The organism is Thalassospira sp., from assembly GCF_048059015.1.
Lineage (GTDB): Bacteria > Pseudomonadota > Alphaproteobacteria > Rhodospirillales > Thalassospiraceae > Thalassospira.
The window spans coordinates 240,965-257,819 of record NZ_JBLLNT010000008.1 but is presented as its reverse complement, the minus strand read 5'-3'; the positions used below and the strand labels follow the sequence as shown (position 1 = coordinate 257,819).

At 54.0% G+C, this 16,855-nt stretch carries 17 protein-coding genes; 3 read left to right on the top strand and 14 right to left on the bottom strand.

Annotated elements, in window-relative coordinates; genetic code table 11:
• The coding region (locus ACMZ66_RS13285; RefSeq protein ID WP_416937685.1) for an EamA family transporter at positions 1-504 on the top strand (504 nt) is incomplete at its 5' end.
• Between the two features lie 24 nt (positions 505-528).
• Here ACMZ66_RS13285 and ACMZ66_RS13280 read toward each other — a convergent pair.
• From ACMZ66_RS13280 to ACMZ66_RS13270, 3 genes are all read right to left on the bottom strand, one after another.
• Positions 529-1,422, bottom strand: a complete 894-nt coding sequence (locus tag ACMZ66_RS13280) for a ketopantoate reductase family protein (protein WP_416937684.1) — start codon at positions 1,420-1,422, stop codon at positions 529-531.
• Between the two features lie 78 nt (positions 1,423-1,500).
• Entirely contained in the window at positions 1,501-2,724 is a 1,224-nt protein-coding gene (locus ACMZ66_RS13275) for a CaiB/BaiF CoA transferase family protein (RefSeq protein ID WP_416937683.1), read from the bottom strand.
• 87 nt (positions 2,725-2,811) lie between these two features.
• Positions 2,812-4,002, bottom strand: a complete 1,191-nt coding sequence (locus tag ACMZ66_RS13270) for an acyl-CoA dehydrogenase (protein ID WP_416937682.1) — start codon at positions 4,000-4,002, stop codon at positions 2,812-2,814.
• Between the two features lie 198 nt (positions 4,003-4,200).
• Between ACMZ66_RS13270 and gcvA the strand changes: the two genes are divergently transcribed.
• A complete protein-coding gene (gcvA, locus tag ACMZ66_RS13265) occupies positions 4,201-5,118 on the top strand; it encodes a transcriptional regulator GcvA (RefSeq protein WP_416937681.1) in 918 nt (305 codons plus the stop codon).
• 45 nt (positions 5,119-5,163) lie between these two features.
• Here gcvA and ACMZ66_RS13260 read toward each other — a convergent pair whose 3' ends face one another.
• The 3 genes from ACMZ66_RS13260 to ACMZ66_RS13250 all read right to left on the bottom strand — a co-directional run bounded on the left by ACMZ66_RS13260 (position 5,164) and on the right by ACMZ66_RS13250 (position 9,151).
• The gene (locus ACMZ66_RS13260) at positions 5,164-6,609 is read right to left on the bottom strand and encodes a hypothetical protein (RefSeq protein WP_416937680.1); all 1,446 of its coding nucleotides are present in this window, start codon (positions 6,607-6,609) and stop codon (positions 5,164-5,166) included.
• Entirely contained in the window at positions 6,606-7,595 is a 990-nt protein-coding gene (locus ACMZ66_RS13255; protein WP_416937679.1) for a hypothetical protein, read from the bottom strand. Before ACMZ66_RS13255 ends, ACMZ66_RS13260 begins: the two co-directional genes overlap by 4 nt.
• A gap of 416 nt (positions 7,596-8,011) precedes the next feature.
• Complete coding sequence (locus tag ACMZ66_RS13250) at positions 8,012-9,151, bottom strand: homogentisate 1,2-dioxygenase (protein WP_416937678.1); 1,140 nt, start codon at positions 9,149-9,151, stop codon at positions 8,012-8,014.
• 388 nt (positions 9,152-9,539) lie between these two features.
• On the opposite strand from ACMZ66_RS13250, the gene ACMZ66_RS13245 reads away from it, so the two are divergent.
• Entirely contained in the window at positions 9,540-10,796 is a 1,257-nt protein-coding gene (locus ACMZ66_RS13245; protein WP_416937677.1) for a tyrosine-type recombinase/integrase, read from the top strand.
• Between the two features lie 69 nt (positions 10,797-10,865).
• Here the strand turns inward: ACMZ66_RS13245 and ACMZ66_RS13240 are convergent, their stop codons facing one another.
• From ACMZ66_RS13240 to ACMZ66_RS13205, 8 genes are all read right to left on the bottom strand, one after another.
• Positions 10,866-11,690: a DNA adenine methylase gene (locus ACMZ66_RS13240; RefSeq protein WP_416937676.1), complete on the bottom strand. Its 825-nt coding sequence runs from the start codon at positions 11,688-11,690 to the stop codon at positions 10,866-10,868.
• A gap of 518 nt (positions 11,691-12,208) precedes the next feature.
• Positions 12,209-12,406, bottom strand: a complete 198-nt coding sequence (locus ACMZ66_RS13235) for a hypothetical protein (RefSeq protein WP_416937675.1) — start codon at positions 12,404-12,406, stop codon at positions 12,209-12,211.
• Positions 12,372-12,800, bottom strand: coding sequence for a hypothetical protein (locus ACMZ66_RS13230; RefSeq protein ID WP_416937674.1), 429 nt, complete (start codon positions 12,798-12,800; stop codon positions 12,372-12,374). The genes ACMZ66_RS13235 and ACMZ66_RS13230 overlap by 35 nt, the downstream gene beginning before the upstream one ends.
• Positions 12,800-13,372 carry a transglycosylase SLT domain-containing protein gene (locus ACMZ66_RS13225; RefSeq protein WP_416937693.1) on the bottom strand — a complete coding sequence of 191 codons (573 nt, stop codon included), beginning with the start codon at positions 13,370-13,372 and terminating at the stop codon, positions 12,800-12,802. Before ACMZ66_RS13225 ends, ACMZ66_RS13230 begins: the two co-directional genes overlap by 1 nt.
• Positions 13,281-13,520, bottom strand: a complete 240-nt coding sequence (locus tag ACMZ66_RS13220) for a hypothetical protein (RefSeq protein WP_416937694.1) — start codon at positions 13,518-13,520, stop codon at positions 13,281-13,283. The genes ACMZ66_RS13225 and ACMZ66_RS13220 overlap by 92 nt, the downstream gene beginning before the upstream one ends.
• Position 13,521: 1 nt before the next feature.
• Positions 13,522-13,836 carry a phage holin family protein gene (locus tag ACMZ66_RS13215; protein WP_416937673.1) on the bottom strand — a complete coding sequence of 105 codons (315 nt, stop codon included), beginning with the start codon at positions 13,834-13,836 and terminating at the stop codon, positions 13,522-13,524.
• A gap of 82 nt (positions 13,837-13,918) precedes the next feature.
• Positions 13,919-14,578: a DUF4376 domain-containing protein gene (locus ACMZ66_RS13210; protein ID WP_416937672.1), complete on the bottom strand. Its 660-nt coding sequence runs from the start codon at positions 14,576-14,578 to the stop codon at positions 13,919-13,921.
• Positions 14,579-14,590: 12 nt separating this feature from the next.
• Positions 14,591-16,855: a DUF7483 domain-containing protein gene (locus ACMZ66_RS13205; RefSeq protein WP_416937671.1), complete on the bottom strand. Its 2,265-nt coding sequence runs from the start codon at positions 16,853-16,855 to the stop codon at positions 14,591-14,593.

Sequence of the window (16,855 nt, the reverse complement as noted above, 5' to 3'; positions counted from 1 at the left end):
CATAACACCATGATCGGCATTGGGGCCGGGGTTGCCTTTGCAATCACCACCGCCTTTGCCAAAGTCCAGATCAAGTCCCTCACCACCACCGAACCATCTGGAACAATTGCATTTTATTTTGCGATTGTTTGTTCGATCGGTGGGCTGCTGAGCCTGCCATTTGGCTGGTCGACAATTTCAACAAACAGTCTTGTTCTTTTAATTAGTGCTGGTTTAACCGGCGGGCTTGCGCATATTGCCATGACCGAAGCACTGGCACGCGCCCCGGCATCCACCCTGTCAGCATTCGAATATACCGCCATGATCTGGGCGATTGCCCTTGATCTTCTGATCTTTGGTGTCTTGCCCGCCCCGGTCAGCCTGATGGGTGGCGTCCTGATTGTTCTGGCTGCGGCATTGGTTGGCTTTAACGATCAGATTATCGCCGCCGTCAAACGGACATTCGGGATCGCGCAAACACCTGTCCCTGCCGTGCCCCCCACCAAAGACAAACCTGTTGCGTAAGCAATTCCGCGCTTACCGCAGCATTCAGGCTGATTTACCTTCCTGAAGCTTGGTCAGGGCATGAAGGGTCAGATTGGTTGGTGTGGAGATGCCAAATTCGGCACCTTTGCGAACGATATAGCCGTTCAGATAATCAATTTCGCTGGGTTTGCCGCGTGCCAAATCCTGCGCGGTAGATGAAAACTGTGCGGGCATGGTTGCAGCGATCTTTTCAATCGCACCCCAGACATCACCGGGAACCTCAACGCCATCGGCCTTGGCAACCGCCAAGCATTCATCCACGGCACTTCGCATGACATCCCAAACACCATGCCCCTGCACCAACTGCCCATAGGGAAGCTGAGTAATCGCAGAAAGCGCGTTATAGGCACAGTTCAGGATCATCTTTGACCAAAGCGCGCCATCCGCATTATCAGAAATCTCAACCGGGATACCTGCAGGACGTAGCGTATCGGCAACAACCTGACTTTGCGCAGATGGGCCAATGACTAGCTCACCCCGGCCATGATGTTTGACATGCCCTGCCCCGCCCATGCTGGTCGCGACATAGACAACAACCGGGATCACCGGCTGCCCCAAAACCGCACCAAGACGTTCGGCATTATCAACACCGTTCTGAAGGCTAAGCACGATCGTATCGGGATTGATGAACGATTTGATTTGCGCGCCAGCATCGGCCGTATCAGTCGACTTCACGCAGAACAAGACCAACTCTGCCCCGGCAATTGCCGACGCATCTGTCGCCGCACTAACCGCGACATATTCCTGCGATGATCCGAAATCAAGCAGTAGGCCATCGCGGTTCATGGCCTCAACATGGTTTGGGCGACCGATCAGGGTCACGTCATGCCCGGCACGCGCCAGCATTGCCCCGTAATAACATCCAACGGCGCCTGCGCCCATTACCGCGATTTTCATGATGCGAACCCTGCATTATCTACTGATCTTGCGATCAGTATTTCCAACATCACCTGATCAGACAAGGGATTGTTATATCTAAACGATCCCGGCTTCGCGAAGCTTTGCGATCTGATCATCACTCAGGTCTGCGACTTGACGGAGGATCTCATCGCTGTGCTGCCCCAACATGGGCGGGGCTTTTTCATCCGTGATCGGTGTTTTGGAAAACTTGATCGGATTGCCAACCGTCGGAACGCTCCCGGCAGTTGGATGGTCAAGCTGTTTGACCATGCCGCGATGCTTGAGTTGCGGATTATCAAACACACGATCAAGCGTATTGATCGGCCCGCAAGGCACGTTCGCCTTTTCAAGGGCCGCAATCCATTCATCGGTGGTTTTGGCAACCATCGCCTGACGGATCAGTGGCACGAGGGCATCACGATTAGCAACACGTTTGCGGTTTGTGGCGTAACGCTCATCCAAGGGCAGATCATCAAGACCCGCGACCGCACAGAAGCTTTTGAACTGGCTGTCATTACCAACCGCCAGGATCAGATAACCATCCGCCGTCGGGAAGGCTTCATAGGGCACGATATTGGGATGCGCATTGCCAAGACGCCCCGGTGCATTCCCAGTCGTCAGATAGTTCATCGCCTGATTGGCTAGGACAGCTGCCTGCACATCCAAAAGCGCCAGATCGATATATTGCCCCTCGCCAGTTTCATCACGATGGCGGAGTGCCGCAAGAATACCAATCGTCGCATAAAGCCCGGTAAAGATATCAGCCACCGCAACGCCGACTTTCATCGGCTGACCACCAGCTACGCTATCGGGTGCACCGGTGATGCTCATCAACCCGCCCATGCCCTGGATCATGAAATCATAACCCGGCCGGTCCTTATAGGGGCCGTCCTGCCCAAATCCGGTGATCGAGCAATAAACAAGTTTCGGGTTCAGCGCCGAAAGAGTTGCGTAATCCAGACCATATTTGGCAAGCCCGCCGACCTTGAAGTTTTCAAGCACCACGTCGCTTTGTGCAGCCAAGTCGCGGACAATTTCCTGTCCTTCGGGTTTGGTGATGTCAATCGTCAGTGACTTTTTGCCACGGTTGGCAGTCAGGTAATAGGCAGCCTCGGTTGTGTCTTCACCATTGGCGTCCTTGGCAAAGGGCGGGCCCCAGCCGCGCGTATCATCGCCGGCACCGGGACGCTCAACCTTGATGACCTCTGCCCCCATATCGGCAAGGGTCTGGCTGGCCCATGGCCCCGCCAGAACACGCGAAAGGTCAAGAACACGAAGTCCGGAAAGCGCGCCAGTCATCAGATCATCCCGAATTAGTCGATACGATTGGTCAGTCCAGAATCAAAGCGGGCGGCAACATTTCTGCTGCCGCCCGTTTTATCAGTCTCAGCCTTCAGCAGAGAATGCCTGCAGCCCCGTCTGCGCACGGCCCAGGATCAGGGCGTGGACATCGTGGGTACCTTCGTAGGTATTCACGGCTTCAAGGTTCATCGAATGGCGGATGACGTGGAATTCGTCAGAAATACCGTTACCACCGTGCATGTCACGGGCAACACGGGCAATTTCCAATGCCTTGCCACAGTTGTTACGCTTCATCAGCGAAATGGCTTCCGGCGCACCTTTGCCCGCGTCCAGAAGACGACCCAGCTGCAACGCACCCTGCAGGCCAAGGGTGATTTCGGTCTGCATGTTTGCCAGTTTCAGCTGGATCAGCTGGTTGGCGGCAAGCGGACGGCCAAACTGGCTACGATCCAAGGTATATTGACGTGCTGCGTGCCAGCAGAATTCAGCCGCACCCATTGCACCCCAGGCAATGCCATAACGCGCCTTGTTCAGGCAACCGAACGGACCGCCAAGGCCCTTGGCATTCGGAAGCATATTTTCTTCCGGCACAAAGACGTTATCCATGACGATTTCGCCCGTGATCGACGCACGAAGCGAAAACTTGCCTTCGATCTTTGGTGCCGACAGACCGTTCATGTCCTTTTCAAGGATAAAGCCGCGAATAACACCCTCGTCATCCTTGGCCCAAACGACAAACACGTCTGCGATCGGGCTGTTGGTGATCCACATTTTTGCACCGGTCAGGGTAAAGCCACCCTCGGTCTTGCGGGCACGGGTTTTCATGCCGCCCGGATCGGAACCGTGGTCCGGCTCAGTCAGGCCAAAGCAGCCTACGAACTCGCCAGTCGCCAGTTTCGGCAGGTATTTCTTGCGCTGTTCTTCGCTGCCATAGGCAAAGATCGGATGCATCACGAGCGAACTTTGCACCGACATCGCCGAACGATAACCGGAATCCACACGTTCAACTTCGCGGGCAACCAGGCCATAGGCCACGTGGTTCACACCCGGTCCGCCGTATTCCTCGGGGATGGTCGGACCAAGCAGACCAAGTTCACCCATCTCAGTCATGATTTCACGATGGAATACCTCATGACGATTGGCTTCAAGAACGCGGGTCTGGAGGTTTTCCTGACAATATGCACGGGCCGCATCGCGGATCATGCGTTCCTCTTCGCTCAACTGCTCTTCAAGCAGGAGCGGATCTTCCCAATGAAACGGTGCGCGGCTTGCCATTTGCCTGATCCTTTATGAATTTTTCGATAGAAAGCAGGGGCAGCGCCATAGAAGGGCGAGATGACGCTACCCCTGAAAGCTTATTTGCTTATGCCTGTAAGCTAGGAATTGGCAGACCAAGTTGCAAATGATAAAACTGCGATAGATTATGCGAAAAACTCATAAACTATCACCAACACCAAATGTCAGGACCGTCGATTGAGCCGCCGCATCCCCAGCCTGAAGGCCCTTAGTTGCTTTGAACAAACCGCGCGATTTGGCAATGCATCGCGTGCGGCCGAGGAGCTTTATCTGACGCAAAGTGCGGTGAGCAGACAAATTCAAAGCCTTGAAAGCTGGCTGGGCTGCAAGCTGTTTGCGCGGGAAAAACAACGCCTTATCCTGACGCCTGAAGGCGAAAGCTATCTGCAATCGATCCGCCCTGCGCTGGATCAGCTGGAAAGTGCGACACTGACGCTTCTTTCGGGTGGATCAGAAAGCGGGGTTCTGACCGTGGCTGCACCGCCGACCTTTGGGTCGCGCTGTCTTATTCCATTACTGCCAAATTTTCGGACCAAGCATCCGGAAATTGCCATCAATTTTATTTCGCGCATCGGCATGCCCGACTTTGATCGCGAACAGATTGATATCGCCGTTCTGTTTGGCGAAGGCAACTGGTCGGAACTTGATCCGCATATCCTGCATGGCGAGGAAATGGTGCCCATCTGCAGTCCACAGCTGATTGCCAATCTTGATAGACCAGCAGAGGCATCGGATTTGCGCAATTACCCGCTGCTTCATATCGCCACCCGTCCGCGCGGCTGGGTAGATTGGCTCGCCGCCAGCGGACTTCATGATATTGATGGTGAAAATGGCCCGAAGTTCGAACATTTCACCATGGCGATGCAAGCGGCGGCAGCCGGACTTGGCGTTGCACTATTGCCAACCTTTGCGATTGAGGATGAACTAAAATCCGGCAGGATCGTCGCGCCCTTTGGCCCACCGCAGGCAAGCCCGTTTCATTATTATGCCTGCTGCCCCAAGCGTCGCGCGCGCCTGCCAAAAATCCGGGCCTTTATGACCTGGCTTGATCAGCTCGACACCGCAGCTCAATTGGCCCGGCGTATTGCGGACTAAATAAGACTAAAGATTTCAGAAAAGCAGCACTTTGCCCGACGAGACTTAGCTCGCCTTCTGGCTTTCAAGCGCACGAATGGCCGACATGCCACGGCGACGTAAAACGTCTGCATCCTCGGGACCATCAACGATCTCAAGCAACCGAACCGTTGCCATCAAGTTGCGCTGTGCGTTGGGGATTTCTTCCGGCGTCAAACGCCCCATCCCGTCAACACCTGCACGACCGATCTGATTAAGCTTTTTCTTGAGTTCAACAACAGCCTTTGCGGCAGAACTTTGCGCTGCCAACACGTCGGAAATACGTGCGGTTTCGGCAATGGCTTCGGCGGATCTTTCGGCTGCCAGAACCTTTTCATCGTCAAAGTCCTGCGCGAACAACGGACGCGCCAATCCACGACCGGATCCCGGACCTTGGCGCACTTCCATTTTCGGAAGCGCATCAATCACACGCTCTGGCGACGCACCGAACATCGTATCAGCCAAGGCACGCGACACACGACGACGCGTTTCGAGAAGCTTCTCGCCCCAACGCCCATCCTTGCGGATTTTAAATTCGCGGGTAATGCGGGTGAATTCCGATGCGTACCAACGGGCCAGTTGCAAGATATGCGCTTCGTCCTTACCGGTACCAACGCCCTGCTCGATCTCGGCCACGGTCTCGGCCAACAGATCAATGATCAGATCACCTGTTTCAGCAAGGTTGGTTTTCTCAATCGTGCGGTCATCGGATTTGTTCGACAGGACACGGATCAGTTTAAACAGCTCACTGGGTCGCAGAAGTCGGGCGAGAACTGCCGTAAGGAACATAGGTTCAAAGCCCGGTTTTTCTTTCGATATTGAGAGAAACTTGTCCCTTAGCCAAGTTACATCATTGCCATCAAGCGCCCTGATCGGTGCCGAGGGGAAGCGTTCGCGCACTTCGGCGATTTCTGCCCCAACATTTAGAATTTTTCCAACATCGGAAAAGGCCTTGAGATGGATGCGCGACCCAAGTTGGGTTGCAAGCGCGCGTTCCTGCTTGATTCCATCATGCGAGTTATTGATTTCGTCTTCGATTACCCGGGCACCGATTTTCCACAAGGTACGTTCTGCAACGGCGAGCTTTGAAGTGTCGCGCGCGAGCGCAGCGCTTTCGATATCTTTCATTGCCTGCTGGAAGTCTGCCCCGCCAGCCGACGTCACGACCTTCCAAATCGGCATTAATGACGATCGACTGATACGGATACTTTTTTCCCGTGGCTCGGCAGAAGTCAGTAGATCTTCGAATGGGTCGCAGAACTGGCGCATTGGCGTGGGAAAACGTTCCGGCTTCAACGAAGCAAGACGTGGACGCAGAATCTGAAGAATGGCTTCATGAGGCAGGGGCAGTTTCGGATCTGCACGATCGCTTTCAATCGCACGGGTAAAGCGTGCAATTTCTGAACCGCTTAAAGACTCAAACAATTGTCCGAGCTGCGATGCACCAAGATTTCCGGCGTCTTCGATCTTCATGCAGACTGTCTCCTGAAGCGTTCGAGACGATCTACCATATCAGCGTCAATTTCACCACTACCCAACTTCCGCAGTTCACCCGCCCAAAGCATCTGGTTCACACGGATATCCACCCAGAATTGCTGCTCTTTGTCGGTAATTTCCGCGATCGGGATAACAGGAACAAAGCTTGCAATTTCTTCGATAACTTCGCGCTGTTTGGCACGATCAGTGAGTGAGCGCTTGGCCCAGACATCAATCAGTTCCTGCCAACCATCAAGCAGCCACCAAAGATAATCGATCGTTTTGCCGATATCTTTCTGGGCACGCTCCCAATCGGTCAGCACTTTGCCTAGCTCGCCATTCCAGCTATCAACTTCGGCAACTTTTCTGCGGGCATGTTCGAATGTCGCCTGCGTCGCACTTACGATGCGGCTTGCCATAAAGCGGAAATCGGATTGCTCCGAGTTTGACCACTCTTCAATATCGCCTGCAAATTTTTTGAGACCTGCAGTCAGGCTACGCAACTGACCTTCGCACCCTTCCTGATTAAGCCCGACTGGCGCAATCATTTTGCTCCACTCACCAAGGTTGTCGATGATCGTGTCATTTTCGACCTTGTTTTCCGAAGCAAAGCGGTTCAGAGCCTTACGCGCACGCACCTGACCTTCCATGGTCATCAATTCTTCGCGCTTCATATCCTGAACAGCGGCACCGCCAAGTTGCAGCAACGCACGGTGCAAAACGGCCAACTGACCAAGCTCACGCGACGACTTCTCGTTTTTGTTACGTTCAGTACAGGTTCGCGCCAGTTCGATCCCGCCGACCCCGGTGCTTCCGACAGTCCGCGAATGCTCCAAGACGGTGCTCGGATGCACATTTTCGAGTTCGAGCAAACGATCGAACAACATTCTGTCATGTACTGAAAGGTCGAAAACGTCGCGCAACGTATCAAGTGGCAACTCATAGGTGCCAAGCCCGCCCGCCAAACCAGGCAGCATAATCATCGCGCGCCCACCTTTACCCGTAGCCACACGCGCATAGCGCAGCGTTTTGCTGGTAAACGGGGTTCTTACCCCTCGCGTCAGAAAAGTCTGTGGCAAACATGCCAAGGGGTCTTCTGGCACCATCGAAGGCTCAGGTGTTTTATGGCTTACAGCTTGTACGATCTTCTGTTTGTTCATTATGGGCTTTGGTTAACCTACCGGCGCTGCTGTCCCAGAGCGAAAAGGTACATCAGCGGAGCACGGGAAAAATCTGTTATTAGCAAAAGCAACTGGCATTTCTTATCAAAGTCAGACTGCGTCGCGACAGCCTAAGGTAGCCCGACAAACTGACAATTTCATTAACGATCTTCCCCTAAAACCGTTCATCTCCGCCCGTGACGACAGATTGCCATTCACTGAGCCATACAAGCAAGCATTTATAAGGTTTCCTGCGCCTTTTCCCATGTTTTGACATAGGCCTTCCATTCCGCCCCATCGGGAATGGTTTCATCGACGCTCAGGAACGTTCGACTATCAATCATTACAGCAACTTCTTCGGTCTCGACCGGCGCCTTGATCATCTTCTCCTGATAGGAACTTGGATGTGGGCCGTGTGGGAAACCGCTTGGATGGAAGGTTGCCATGCCGGCCTTGATATCCCCACGAGCAAAGAATTCGCCGCGATGATAGAAAATGAACTCATCAACATCTTCGTTCGAATGATAGAACGGCACACGCAGAATACCGGATTCTCCTTCGCCGATTTTGGGGATGAAGGTGCTGATTGAAAGGGTGTTCGCGACAAAGGTGCAGTGTGCAGCAGGCGGCGTTTTCTTACCAACAGAACGACGACTTGCCAGATCCCGCCAATTCAGCTTCACCACACACAGATCCCCTTCCCATCCAATTGCATCAAGCGGATTGTAGGGATAGGTAAGCGTTGAAACCTGCCCGCGACGTTTGATGTGGATTTCCCAAAACGCTTCGTCCTGCTGCGCCAAGAACGCGTCATCAATGCTTGGCAGGGTAAACAACATCGGATCAACAGACGTTCCGCCTGCGACCATGGATGCATCAGGCAACCCGAACGCATCTGCCGTTGCCTCAATCAACATGAACTCGCTGCTTGATGACGGCTCAATCCGCCACGCGGTTCCACGCGGAAGCAAGATGTAATCGCCATCCCGATAAGACAGATGACCATAATCACAGAAAAGCGCACCGTCGCCGTGATGAACGAATATCAGCGTGTCACCATCAGCATTGCGCGCCAATGCATGCATTTTCTCATCCGTTTTCCAGTAACGGACTTCCATCGTATCGCTGTAAAGGACCCGCCTTGCCTGTAACGGGCACGCCGGACCAGGTGCCAGCTTGCCAAGGTTGAATGCGCGTGGCCTCAGTGGACCTTCGAACGCAGCCCAACCAGCAGGTGGATGTTTGTGATAAATCTGTGCAGACGGCCCTTGAAAACCAGCACGTCCGACTTCGCGTTGATAGGCTTTTTGCCCCTGCGCTCCGTCCGGAGCAGCAACGCAGTTTCCCTCACTATTGGGAAGTCTGATCCAGTTTGTCATTCCATCCTCCCAGCCCTGTTTGATTGGGTGCGAAGCAGGCACAAACTGACCAGCGGCACCTCATAGGGATATGAGAAGATTCTACCCGATTTTCAAGCGGTGCAGGGACTTCTGCGCCACACGCAAAAGGCGAAACTCGAAGATCAATCAACAGATTTACGGGGAGAAGTGGTGCGCCCGACAGGATTCGAACCTGTGGCCCCCAGATTAGGAATCTTTAATCGCCACTATTCCGGCATATCTCCCAACAGCCCCACAAACCCCACAAACACCCCATAAATGATTGGATACACTAACCAAAAATGACCAATTCATTTTATTAAGTTCTTTACGAGCGTCGCCACTTTCTGCAAATGTTGCTACCTATTTGCTACCTAGGTACACGCCCATGCCAACGCTCAAGCAAACACTCACGAACACCCTATGCAAAGACACCCCCGCAGATCCGGGCGGTGACACCATCATCTGGGACACTCAAGTACACGGCCTGTTCTTCAAGATCACCAAGGCTGGGAACCGCAGTTTTGGGCTGTTTTACCGAAACAAAACAGGCAAACAACGCAAACCCAAGATCGGGAACTTTGGCCCCCACAAGGTACCGTCAGCACGCAAGCAGGCAGAGGAATGGCTCGCGATTGTTCACCAAGGCGGGGACCCTTCCCAAGACAAGCAATCAGCAAGGACACCGATAGAAAAGCCTACAGTAGCCGACTTGGCTTCTCGCTACCTCTCCGATCACGTCCAAGTCAGGCGTAAAGAGGGACAATCCCGAGATAATGATCGAATCCTGCTTGAAAAGCACATCCTGCCGGTGCTTGGGGAAAAGGCCGTCGATGAGATCGAGTATGACGATGTTTTCAAGCTACACAGGACCATGCAGGACAAATACGCGGTAAACGGGAACCGCGCACTCGCCTGCATGAGCAAAATGTTTAACCTTGCTGAGCTTTGGAAGATGCGCCCAGATGGATCGAATCCCTGCAGGTTCGTATCAGCCGACCCGGAAGAACCGAGGGAGCGCGATCTTGAAGATTGGGAGTGGTCCGCTCTGGCCAAAGCGCTCGACGAGTATGAGCGGTACCAGATCGGCAATGTGGCCATTTGCTGGTTGATCAGACTGGTGATCCTCACCGGCGCGCGGCGCAATGAGATCATGACGGCAAAGCTCGAAGCAATCGACGCTAACCGCCAGATACTAACCATTGACGATCACAAGACGGCCACCACACAGCGGCGCGGTCGAAGAAAGCGCAAAGACATCATCCTGAATGACTTTGCTATGCTGGTCATCAAATCGCGACTGGACCACCCAGACTGGAAGGACAACCCTTGGCTTATTCCGGGCAAGCCCGGAACGAACCCCGACGGGACCAAACTGCACCGGCACATGGTCAGCCCCAAAAAACCGTGGGGCAAAATCAAAGAAATGGCCGGGATCGAAGACCTTACTATCAGGGACTTGCGACACGTCTTTGCGACCGAAGGCGTCGACAACAACGTATCGCTCGACATGATCCAGAAGCTATTGGCACACGCCAAACCCGATACAACGATGCGATATGCCCATCGTAAGCTTGATGCTCAGCGGGAAACACAACAGGCAATCGCGGCCTCGATAGCGTCACGCCTGTCTGTGAAAAAGTGACGGTAGCGCAGGAACGCTACCGCCGAAACAGTCCGGAACGCGCCCTGATCATGATCGCCTGCTAGGCCGTCAGATCAGGGTCTTTTGGCCACCCACGAGCGCACTTTCGACATTCGAGATCAGCAGCTCGCCAACAGGCTTGGCCTCACCACCCTGCACCGTGTATTTGGTCTGCACTTCAATCATAGCAAAATCCCCGAAGATATTGCGGATCTCGGGCACATCGTTGATCGACAGAATGAATGTGCCGGCCAAACCGGAAAGACGTTTAGCCAGGTCAACAAACCGAGTACGAGAAAACAGCGATTTCCCGTAATCCCCCTCACCACCGTAATATGGCGGATCGAGGTAAACGAGCGCGCGGCCAGCGTCATATCGATCGATCACCTCGATAAAATCCAAGTTCTCGATAATTACATGCGACAGGCGCTTGCGGATGCGCTCTATATTGACCTCGATCTTCTCGATCGAGAAGCGAGATCCCCGATCACGGTCGACACCAAAGTTCTGACCGGACGGCTTACCGCCAAACGCTTGATGCTGCAGATAAAGAAACCGCACCGCCCGTTCGATCTCGGTCATCAGTTGCGGACGTTGAGATTTGAAACGCTCGAACTCCTCTCGCGAGCCCAGAAGGAATCGGGCTTCATCCAACACAACAGAATGATGGCGGCGCAACTGGCGAAACAGGTTGGCGACCTCGCCATTATAGTCGTTGATGACTTCACACTTTACCGATCGGCGACGGCGAAAGAACACACCGCCCATTCCAATAAACGGCTCTAGATAAAGGTCATGGTCGATACCATCGATCAAATCAACGATCCGATTGGCCAAACGGCTTTTGCCGCCGAGCCACGGGGCTGGCGGTTCACACTTGATTACATCTTCCATTTGTTAGCGATTTACCTGTACTGTCCCGCCCGCCGTCGACGGCAGTGCGGGGCGGCTTAGCCGTGGGATGTTTGCCCATCCCGGTTTGGGTCGGTGCTACGACCCAACCCCCGCCGAAACGGGGTTGCTGTATTAGCGCCAAGGGCCATATCCACACCGATCGACAACGGAAGATGCGTGATGGCTATCGATTGGGATGGATATATATCGCTGCATGAAGCAGCTCGGCAAAACGATCACTGCTTGGTCACCTGCATTAACGCCACCTGCAGGCACTCAAACCGCCTTGAGTTCGAGCCGCTAATTCGCCGATATGGCAAAGAAACAAAGCTCGGGCGGATACTCCAACGGTTGCGCTGTCAGGAATGCAACGGACTTGGCGCGACACCAACAACGCAAATGGGGTCAAAGCAGAACCCTCCTAACCCGCTCTATTGTCCGATCAGTGGGCGCGGCGAGCATCGATGCGACAAAAAAAATGCGTGCCAAACCGGTTGCAGGTTTGACACGCTATAAAATTACGGCCCGAGATACACATCCGGACCAAACAACTCACCGATTTTCCGGTTTTTGCCATAGCAATCATCGTGCGCGGAAAGCAATTCGACGATATACCGGCCAACCTTCTTATCTGTGACTGGCGGGCTCGGGCTATCCGGGCGCGGCGCGCAGGTCGTCAGCTCACCCGGAACCTCGGCCTCGATCACTTGGGTCACCTGAATCGGTTCCGGCACCATCGCCCCGCAGGCGGTCAAAAAGACCGCGCACAGCAGGACCGACACAGCCATTTTCTGGCGCATCATTCACCCCCTCGATAAAAGATTTGTACCTGGCTTCTGATTTCGATCGGCGATCGCGCTCATCTGATAGCGCGACCTCGATCCGCGTTCGGGCAAGGCGGAGACGATCAATCGTTTCCATGTTCTGAATATTCGCATCGCGCCAACGCGCCACACGGATATCAGCGGCTTCGACCCGCGCCTCCGCTGCATTCAGCCGAAGGGTTTGCATGCCGGCAAAGGCGATCAGCCCGACACCGACGGCACCGATCAACCACCAAAGCGTGCTGCCCGAGAAAAATCCGCCCACCAGCTTTAAGACACCACCCATTACCCACCCCCGATCATTTGCCCGTACCAACGCCAGATCCGATCGACATAGGTCATCGTCTCGCGAGAGTGATGACCTGTCACATCGGGCAAGCAAGAAACGATGTCTCGATATAGAACGGGACCGCCGCAGACCTTTTGTGCCTTGAGGAGATTTCCAAGGCCGGCGTTATAACTGCCAAGCGCAAGGCTGTGACGATCCCATTCCGGGCGCGGCGAAGACCATTGGCCACGTAGTGACGCCATATAAAAAGCCGCAGCCCGGATTGAGAGCTGCGGCATGAAGGCCGAGGCATTTGGCGGTAGGTCAATCTGCCCGGAAACCTGCCGCCAAGTCCCGGGCATGAATTGACAAAGCCCCTGAGCCCCAACGGGCGACACGGCATCCGGACGCAATAAGCTTTCCTGATAGCACTGCGCTTTCAAAAGCCGCCAATCCAGCCCGGGCAAATACCGCCCTGAATGCTGGCGGAATTCGCCGTCATAGCGATCCGGAAACAATAAGCCCGACCAAGATGCAGACGGCCAGAATCCGATAAGACAGGTAATGAGAAACAGCCATATGATCCGCATTGGAGATCCAGTCCTTGAAGTCAAAGCCAATAATTCGGTCCAGCCATTTGAGCGACAAACGCACGAGGAAGAACGCCGCGACCGCCAAAAAAAACTGAACAACCATCGAAACTGCAACCGACGGCAAGACATACATAATTTGATCCATTTCAGACCCCTTTCAGACGCCCGAGCAGCATGGCCTGCAACCCTTTCGGGCCAAGCCAGCCAATCAGGGTGGCAACCGCGCAGGCACCCTCGATACTGAAATCGAAGTAATCCACCACGCCCATGGAAATCGCGAAACAGAACCCCGCTGTTCCCAATTCCCAAAGAAGCTCACGCCCCCAAAACCGGCGAAACCCCTTGGCAACCAAATTTCGATGCCAAAGAATGCGGGCATAAATCGTCAGGCCCGCGACCGGCCACCAGAATTTCAGCGCCGTGAGCCATTCGGGCTCGATCTCATGTGGCGGCTTGTCCATGCCGGCACCCCCTACCAAACAGGCATTAAAAAAGCCGCCGATCGGCGACTGAGTGAATTGGGCGCGTAAGGGGCAAACGATGTTAAGCCAGATTAGGTGCCGGGGGATAACCGGCACTGCAATCATAGGCCATACAGGCATCAAGATCAGTCAGGGCATTGATCTCGGCCTCTTGCGCCGATTGGGCATCATAACAAGCCCCGACCATCGAACCGACGGCCAAGGCCATATTGATCAACTGCTGCTGGGTCAGGGTTGGGTAGGAATTATCCCCCATACGCCAGCCGCGCCCATCGGGCAGATAACCATTGACCGCTAGCGCAAAGGTACTGTCGATCAGGCTGCGGCTATCCGCGTCGGTCTGGACAAGATAGGTCGTTTCACCAACGGCGAACTCGATCCCTGCATCCATCCGCTCAAACTTGCACTGCTTGACCTTCGCCCGCAGCTTCGCCTTTGCCTGATCCAGGCTGATCGGGGCGGTTTGCCAAGTCAATTTTGCAGTCTGAGCAGCATCTTCGCCCTCAATCAGAACGTCCGGCTGGCTGGCTACGTTCTGCCATTCACTTGACGGCTTCGGGGTCTGGCTGATCGGTTTGACATAGTGCTCAAGCAGGGTCGCAACTGGATGCTTGGTCGCATCTGTGAACGGACGCGCCGTTTCAGCGACAAAGCTCACACCATTTTCATAACGGTTGAGCGACCAGTCTTCGTTAAAGATCACATACAAAGGGTAACGCATGGCTGATTGCTCCTATTGCGCAGTTGCGAATTTACCGGGCGTGATCGCCCACGAGGCAGACGTGATCCGGTTTCCGTTTCCGTTCAAGGCCCCGCCTGAACCTCGGACTTTCGTGCCGTCGGAAACCAAATCTGCCTTGTTATTGGCCTGAATGTTTGGCTGAACTGCTGTTGAAAGGTTGAGAATGTTCTCAGCGGGGTTGAATGGATCGCGCAGCTTGTCCAACAGCACTGTCTCGGCGGTCGTGTCTGCGTTCTTCAGGATATCGATCAACGACGTAAAGTCGCGGACAAAACGCGGACCATCCGCCACCCCATTCCCTTTTTTCATCGCGAAGTTCGAGAACTGCGGAATACCTCGCCAAATCACAGGAAGGTACTGACCGCTCACAAGTGATCCGCCATATGTGACAGTATTGGCAGTTCGGTCACACCACCCTGCATCGGTCTGATAGCCCTGTGTTTCGTTCAGTCGAAGGTACTGATCCGCGTCCAACCCGTTATGGAACGTTCGAATGTCACCCCCGGCAATTGGAAGCAACCAGCCATATTCTTTGACGCCGCCAAGCGACGTATTGACCAATGAAGGTGTGCCATTGACGTGATTAAAAACATCCGGGATGTCCATTCCGGCAAGCGCACTGACACGCCAGAACAGATGAAGACACGTTCCTTGATATTCATCGTCGGCACCAAAGGTGACACCGGTACTGGTAAATGCCATGCTGCATGGTATTTCGCCAGTCGTCAGGTCAATCTCGAAGCATAGACCACTTCCGCGAACAGACGTACTGACACGGCGGCTGTAATCACCGTCAAGTCGAACCGATAGTGAAAGCGTCTTTTCAACAAGCGGGTTCCAAGGAAGGTCGGCAACGGCAGCGCCGCCGATTGTAATCCGCCCAGTCACGTAATCGTCTGGCTTCAAAATGGCGGGACAGTCAAAGCTGTTTTCAGCACTGTTCAGGCCGCTGAAACCGGCAGGCGGGGCAAACTCGAAAGCTATCTGACCAAGATTGGCTGACAGCTTTAACAGCTCATCAGAGTATGCATAAGATGCGATGATGATTTCGTCCGCCAAGCCTGTCGCACTCGGGTTTATGCCATTTTCTGGATCACCACCACCGAACCAAGTGTTGTTCAACCCGAACCAGACTTCTTTGGTGTCCGCATTTATGGCCATCCTCATGACATCTGATGAGGTTGTAAGCGCACTGCCATGAGCAGTAGCAGCCCCGCCTTGCCTAAGGTTTCCGCCATCTAGCCAGAGCACTGTGTCATTGCGCTCACCCGGCTTCTGATCGTCGATAGCCGAAATCGTTCCAATCCCGCAGAAATTGGAACCATAGCCCGTCAGCTCGGCCTTAAATTCTGCGTATATTTTCCCTCTGGAAATTACACGATTAACAGTTCCGCCTTTCTCTGCGATAGAGTTTGTCGATGAGTGCGCATAACCACCTTCAGAAGTAGCAAGTGCGCCAGTGTAAGAGTTCCAGAAGCGCAGCATATCAAACGAGAAATGCTTGAACGATGTTGGGGTATCGGCTGATTGCGCAACAGCGCCAGTTTCGACAAGGTCAGCACCGGCAAGGTTCGCGCCCATATTCGCTGGGTCAGAGAATGGCAGGAAGTACCGCAACCCTGACAGATCCGAAACCGCCTTCGGCACCCAATCACCTTGAGCGTTAAAACGACCGAAGTCCGCAAAAGAGTAGGCATCAGGGTCATCACCATACGCAACATTTGCCGCATAATGGCCCGGCCCGCCAGCCGGAGTTCCGAACGATCCGACCCAAGACGAAACATACTGGTGGGCTGTGCCACCCAGTTTGGTCATTGCATAATCAAGAGCCGGGAAGGTGCCGGTCAAAGTGACCAACATGCCATTTACCCACAGTTTCACCCGGTCTTCGGCAACCGGCTGGGTTGCATCGATCTCAAGATGCAAGTTCCTGAATGCCGCACCGTCACGAGCAAAACCTTCGACCGAAAGATCGAATTGATTGCTCACATCACGATGAATAATTCGGGTCTGATTTCCGGAATGGCCAAGATAGAAATACGAACTCCCGGCAAGATCAGGGGACGAATAAATGTAACTATTGAAAGCGTCCGACACACCTTTTACCCAGAGATTGAACAGTGCCTTTTTAGTACTGGCACCCGCTGCCGGAAACTGAAGGTAATTGTTGCCTTCGAGCAGTGCTGCAAATGGGATCGGATCACCCGGATCACCGCAGCCAATCTTGGCAACACTGTTTTCCATCAAAAGCGACAT

Bases quoted from the DNA above. Each gene is read 5' to 3' on its own strand.
- ACMZ66_RS13225 (WP_416937693.1), bottom strand. From the start codon at position 13,372: ATGCGGATCATATGGCTGTTTCTCATTACCTGTCTTATCGGATTCTGG.
- ACMZ66_RS13230 (WP_416937674.1), bottom strand. From the start codon at position 12,800: ATGGGTGGTGTCTTAAAGCTGGTGGGCGGATTTTTCTCGGGCAGCACG.
- ACMZ66_RS13215 (WP_416937673.1), bottom strand. From the start codon at position 13,836: ATGGACAAGCCGCCACATGAGATCGAGCCCGAATGGCTCACGGCGCTG.
- ACMZ66_RS13205 (WP_416937671.1), bottom strand. From the start codon at position 16,855: ATGTCGCTTTTGATGGAAAACAGTGTTGCCAAGATTGGCTGCGGTGAT.
- ACMZ66_RS13245 (WP_416937677.1), top strand. From the start codon at position 9,540: ATGCCAACGCTCAAGCAAACACTCACGAACACCCTATGCAAAGACACC.
- ACMZ66_RS13270 (WP_416937682.1), bottom strand. From the start codon at position 4,002: ATGGCAAGCCGCGCACCGTTTCATTGGGAAGATCCGCTCCTGCTTGAA.
- ACMZ66_RS13210 (WP_416937672.1), bottom strand. From the start codon at position 14,578: ATGCGTTACCCTTTGTATGTGATCTTTAACGAAGACTGGTCGCTCAAC.
- ACMZ66_RS13240 (WP_416937676.1), bottom strand. From the start codon at position 11,690: ATGGAAGATGTAATCAAGTGTGAACCGCCAGCCCCGTGGCTCGGCGGC.
- ACMZ66_RS13220 (WP_416937694.1), bottom strand. From the start codon at position 13,520: ATGGATCAAATTATGTATGTCTTGCCGTCGGTTGCAGTTTCGATGGTT.
- ACMZ66_RS13275 (WP_416937683.1), bottom strand. From the start codon at position 2,724: ATGACTGGCGCGCTTTCCGGACTTCGTGTTCTTGACCTTTCGCGTGTT.
- ACMZ66_RS13255 (WP_416937679.1), bottom strand. From the start codon at position 7,595: ATGATTATGCTGCCTGGTTTGGCGGGCGGGCTTGGCACCTATGAGTTG.
- ACMZ66_RS13280 (WP_416937684.1), bottom strand. From the start codon at position 1,422: ATGAAAATCGCGGTAATGGGCGCAGGCGCCGTTGGATGTTATTACGGG.
- ACMZ66_RS13260 (WP_416937680.1), bottom strand. From the start codon at position 6,609: ATGAAGATCGAAGACGCCGGAAATCTTGGTGCATCGCAGCTCGGACAA.
- ACMZ66_RS13250 (WP_416937678.1), bottom strand. From the start codon at position 9,151: ATGACAAACTGGATCAGACTTCCCAATAGTGAGGGAAACTGCGTTGCT.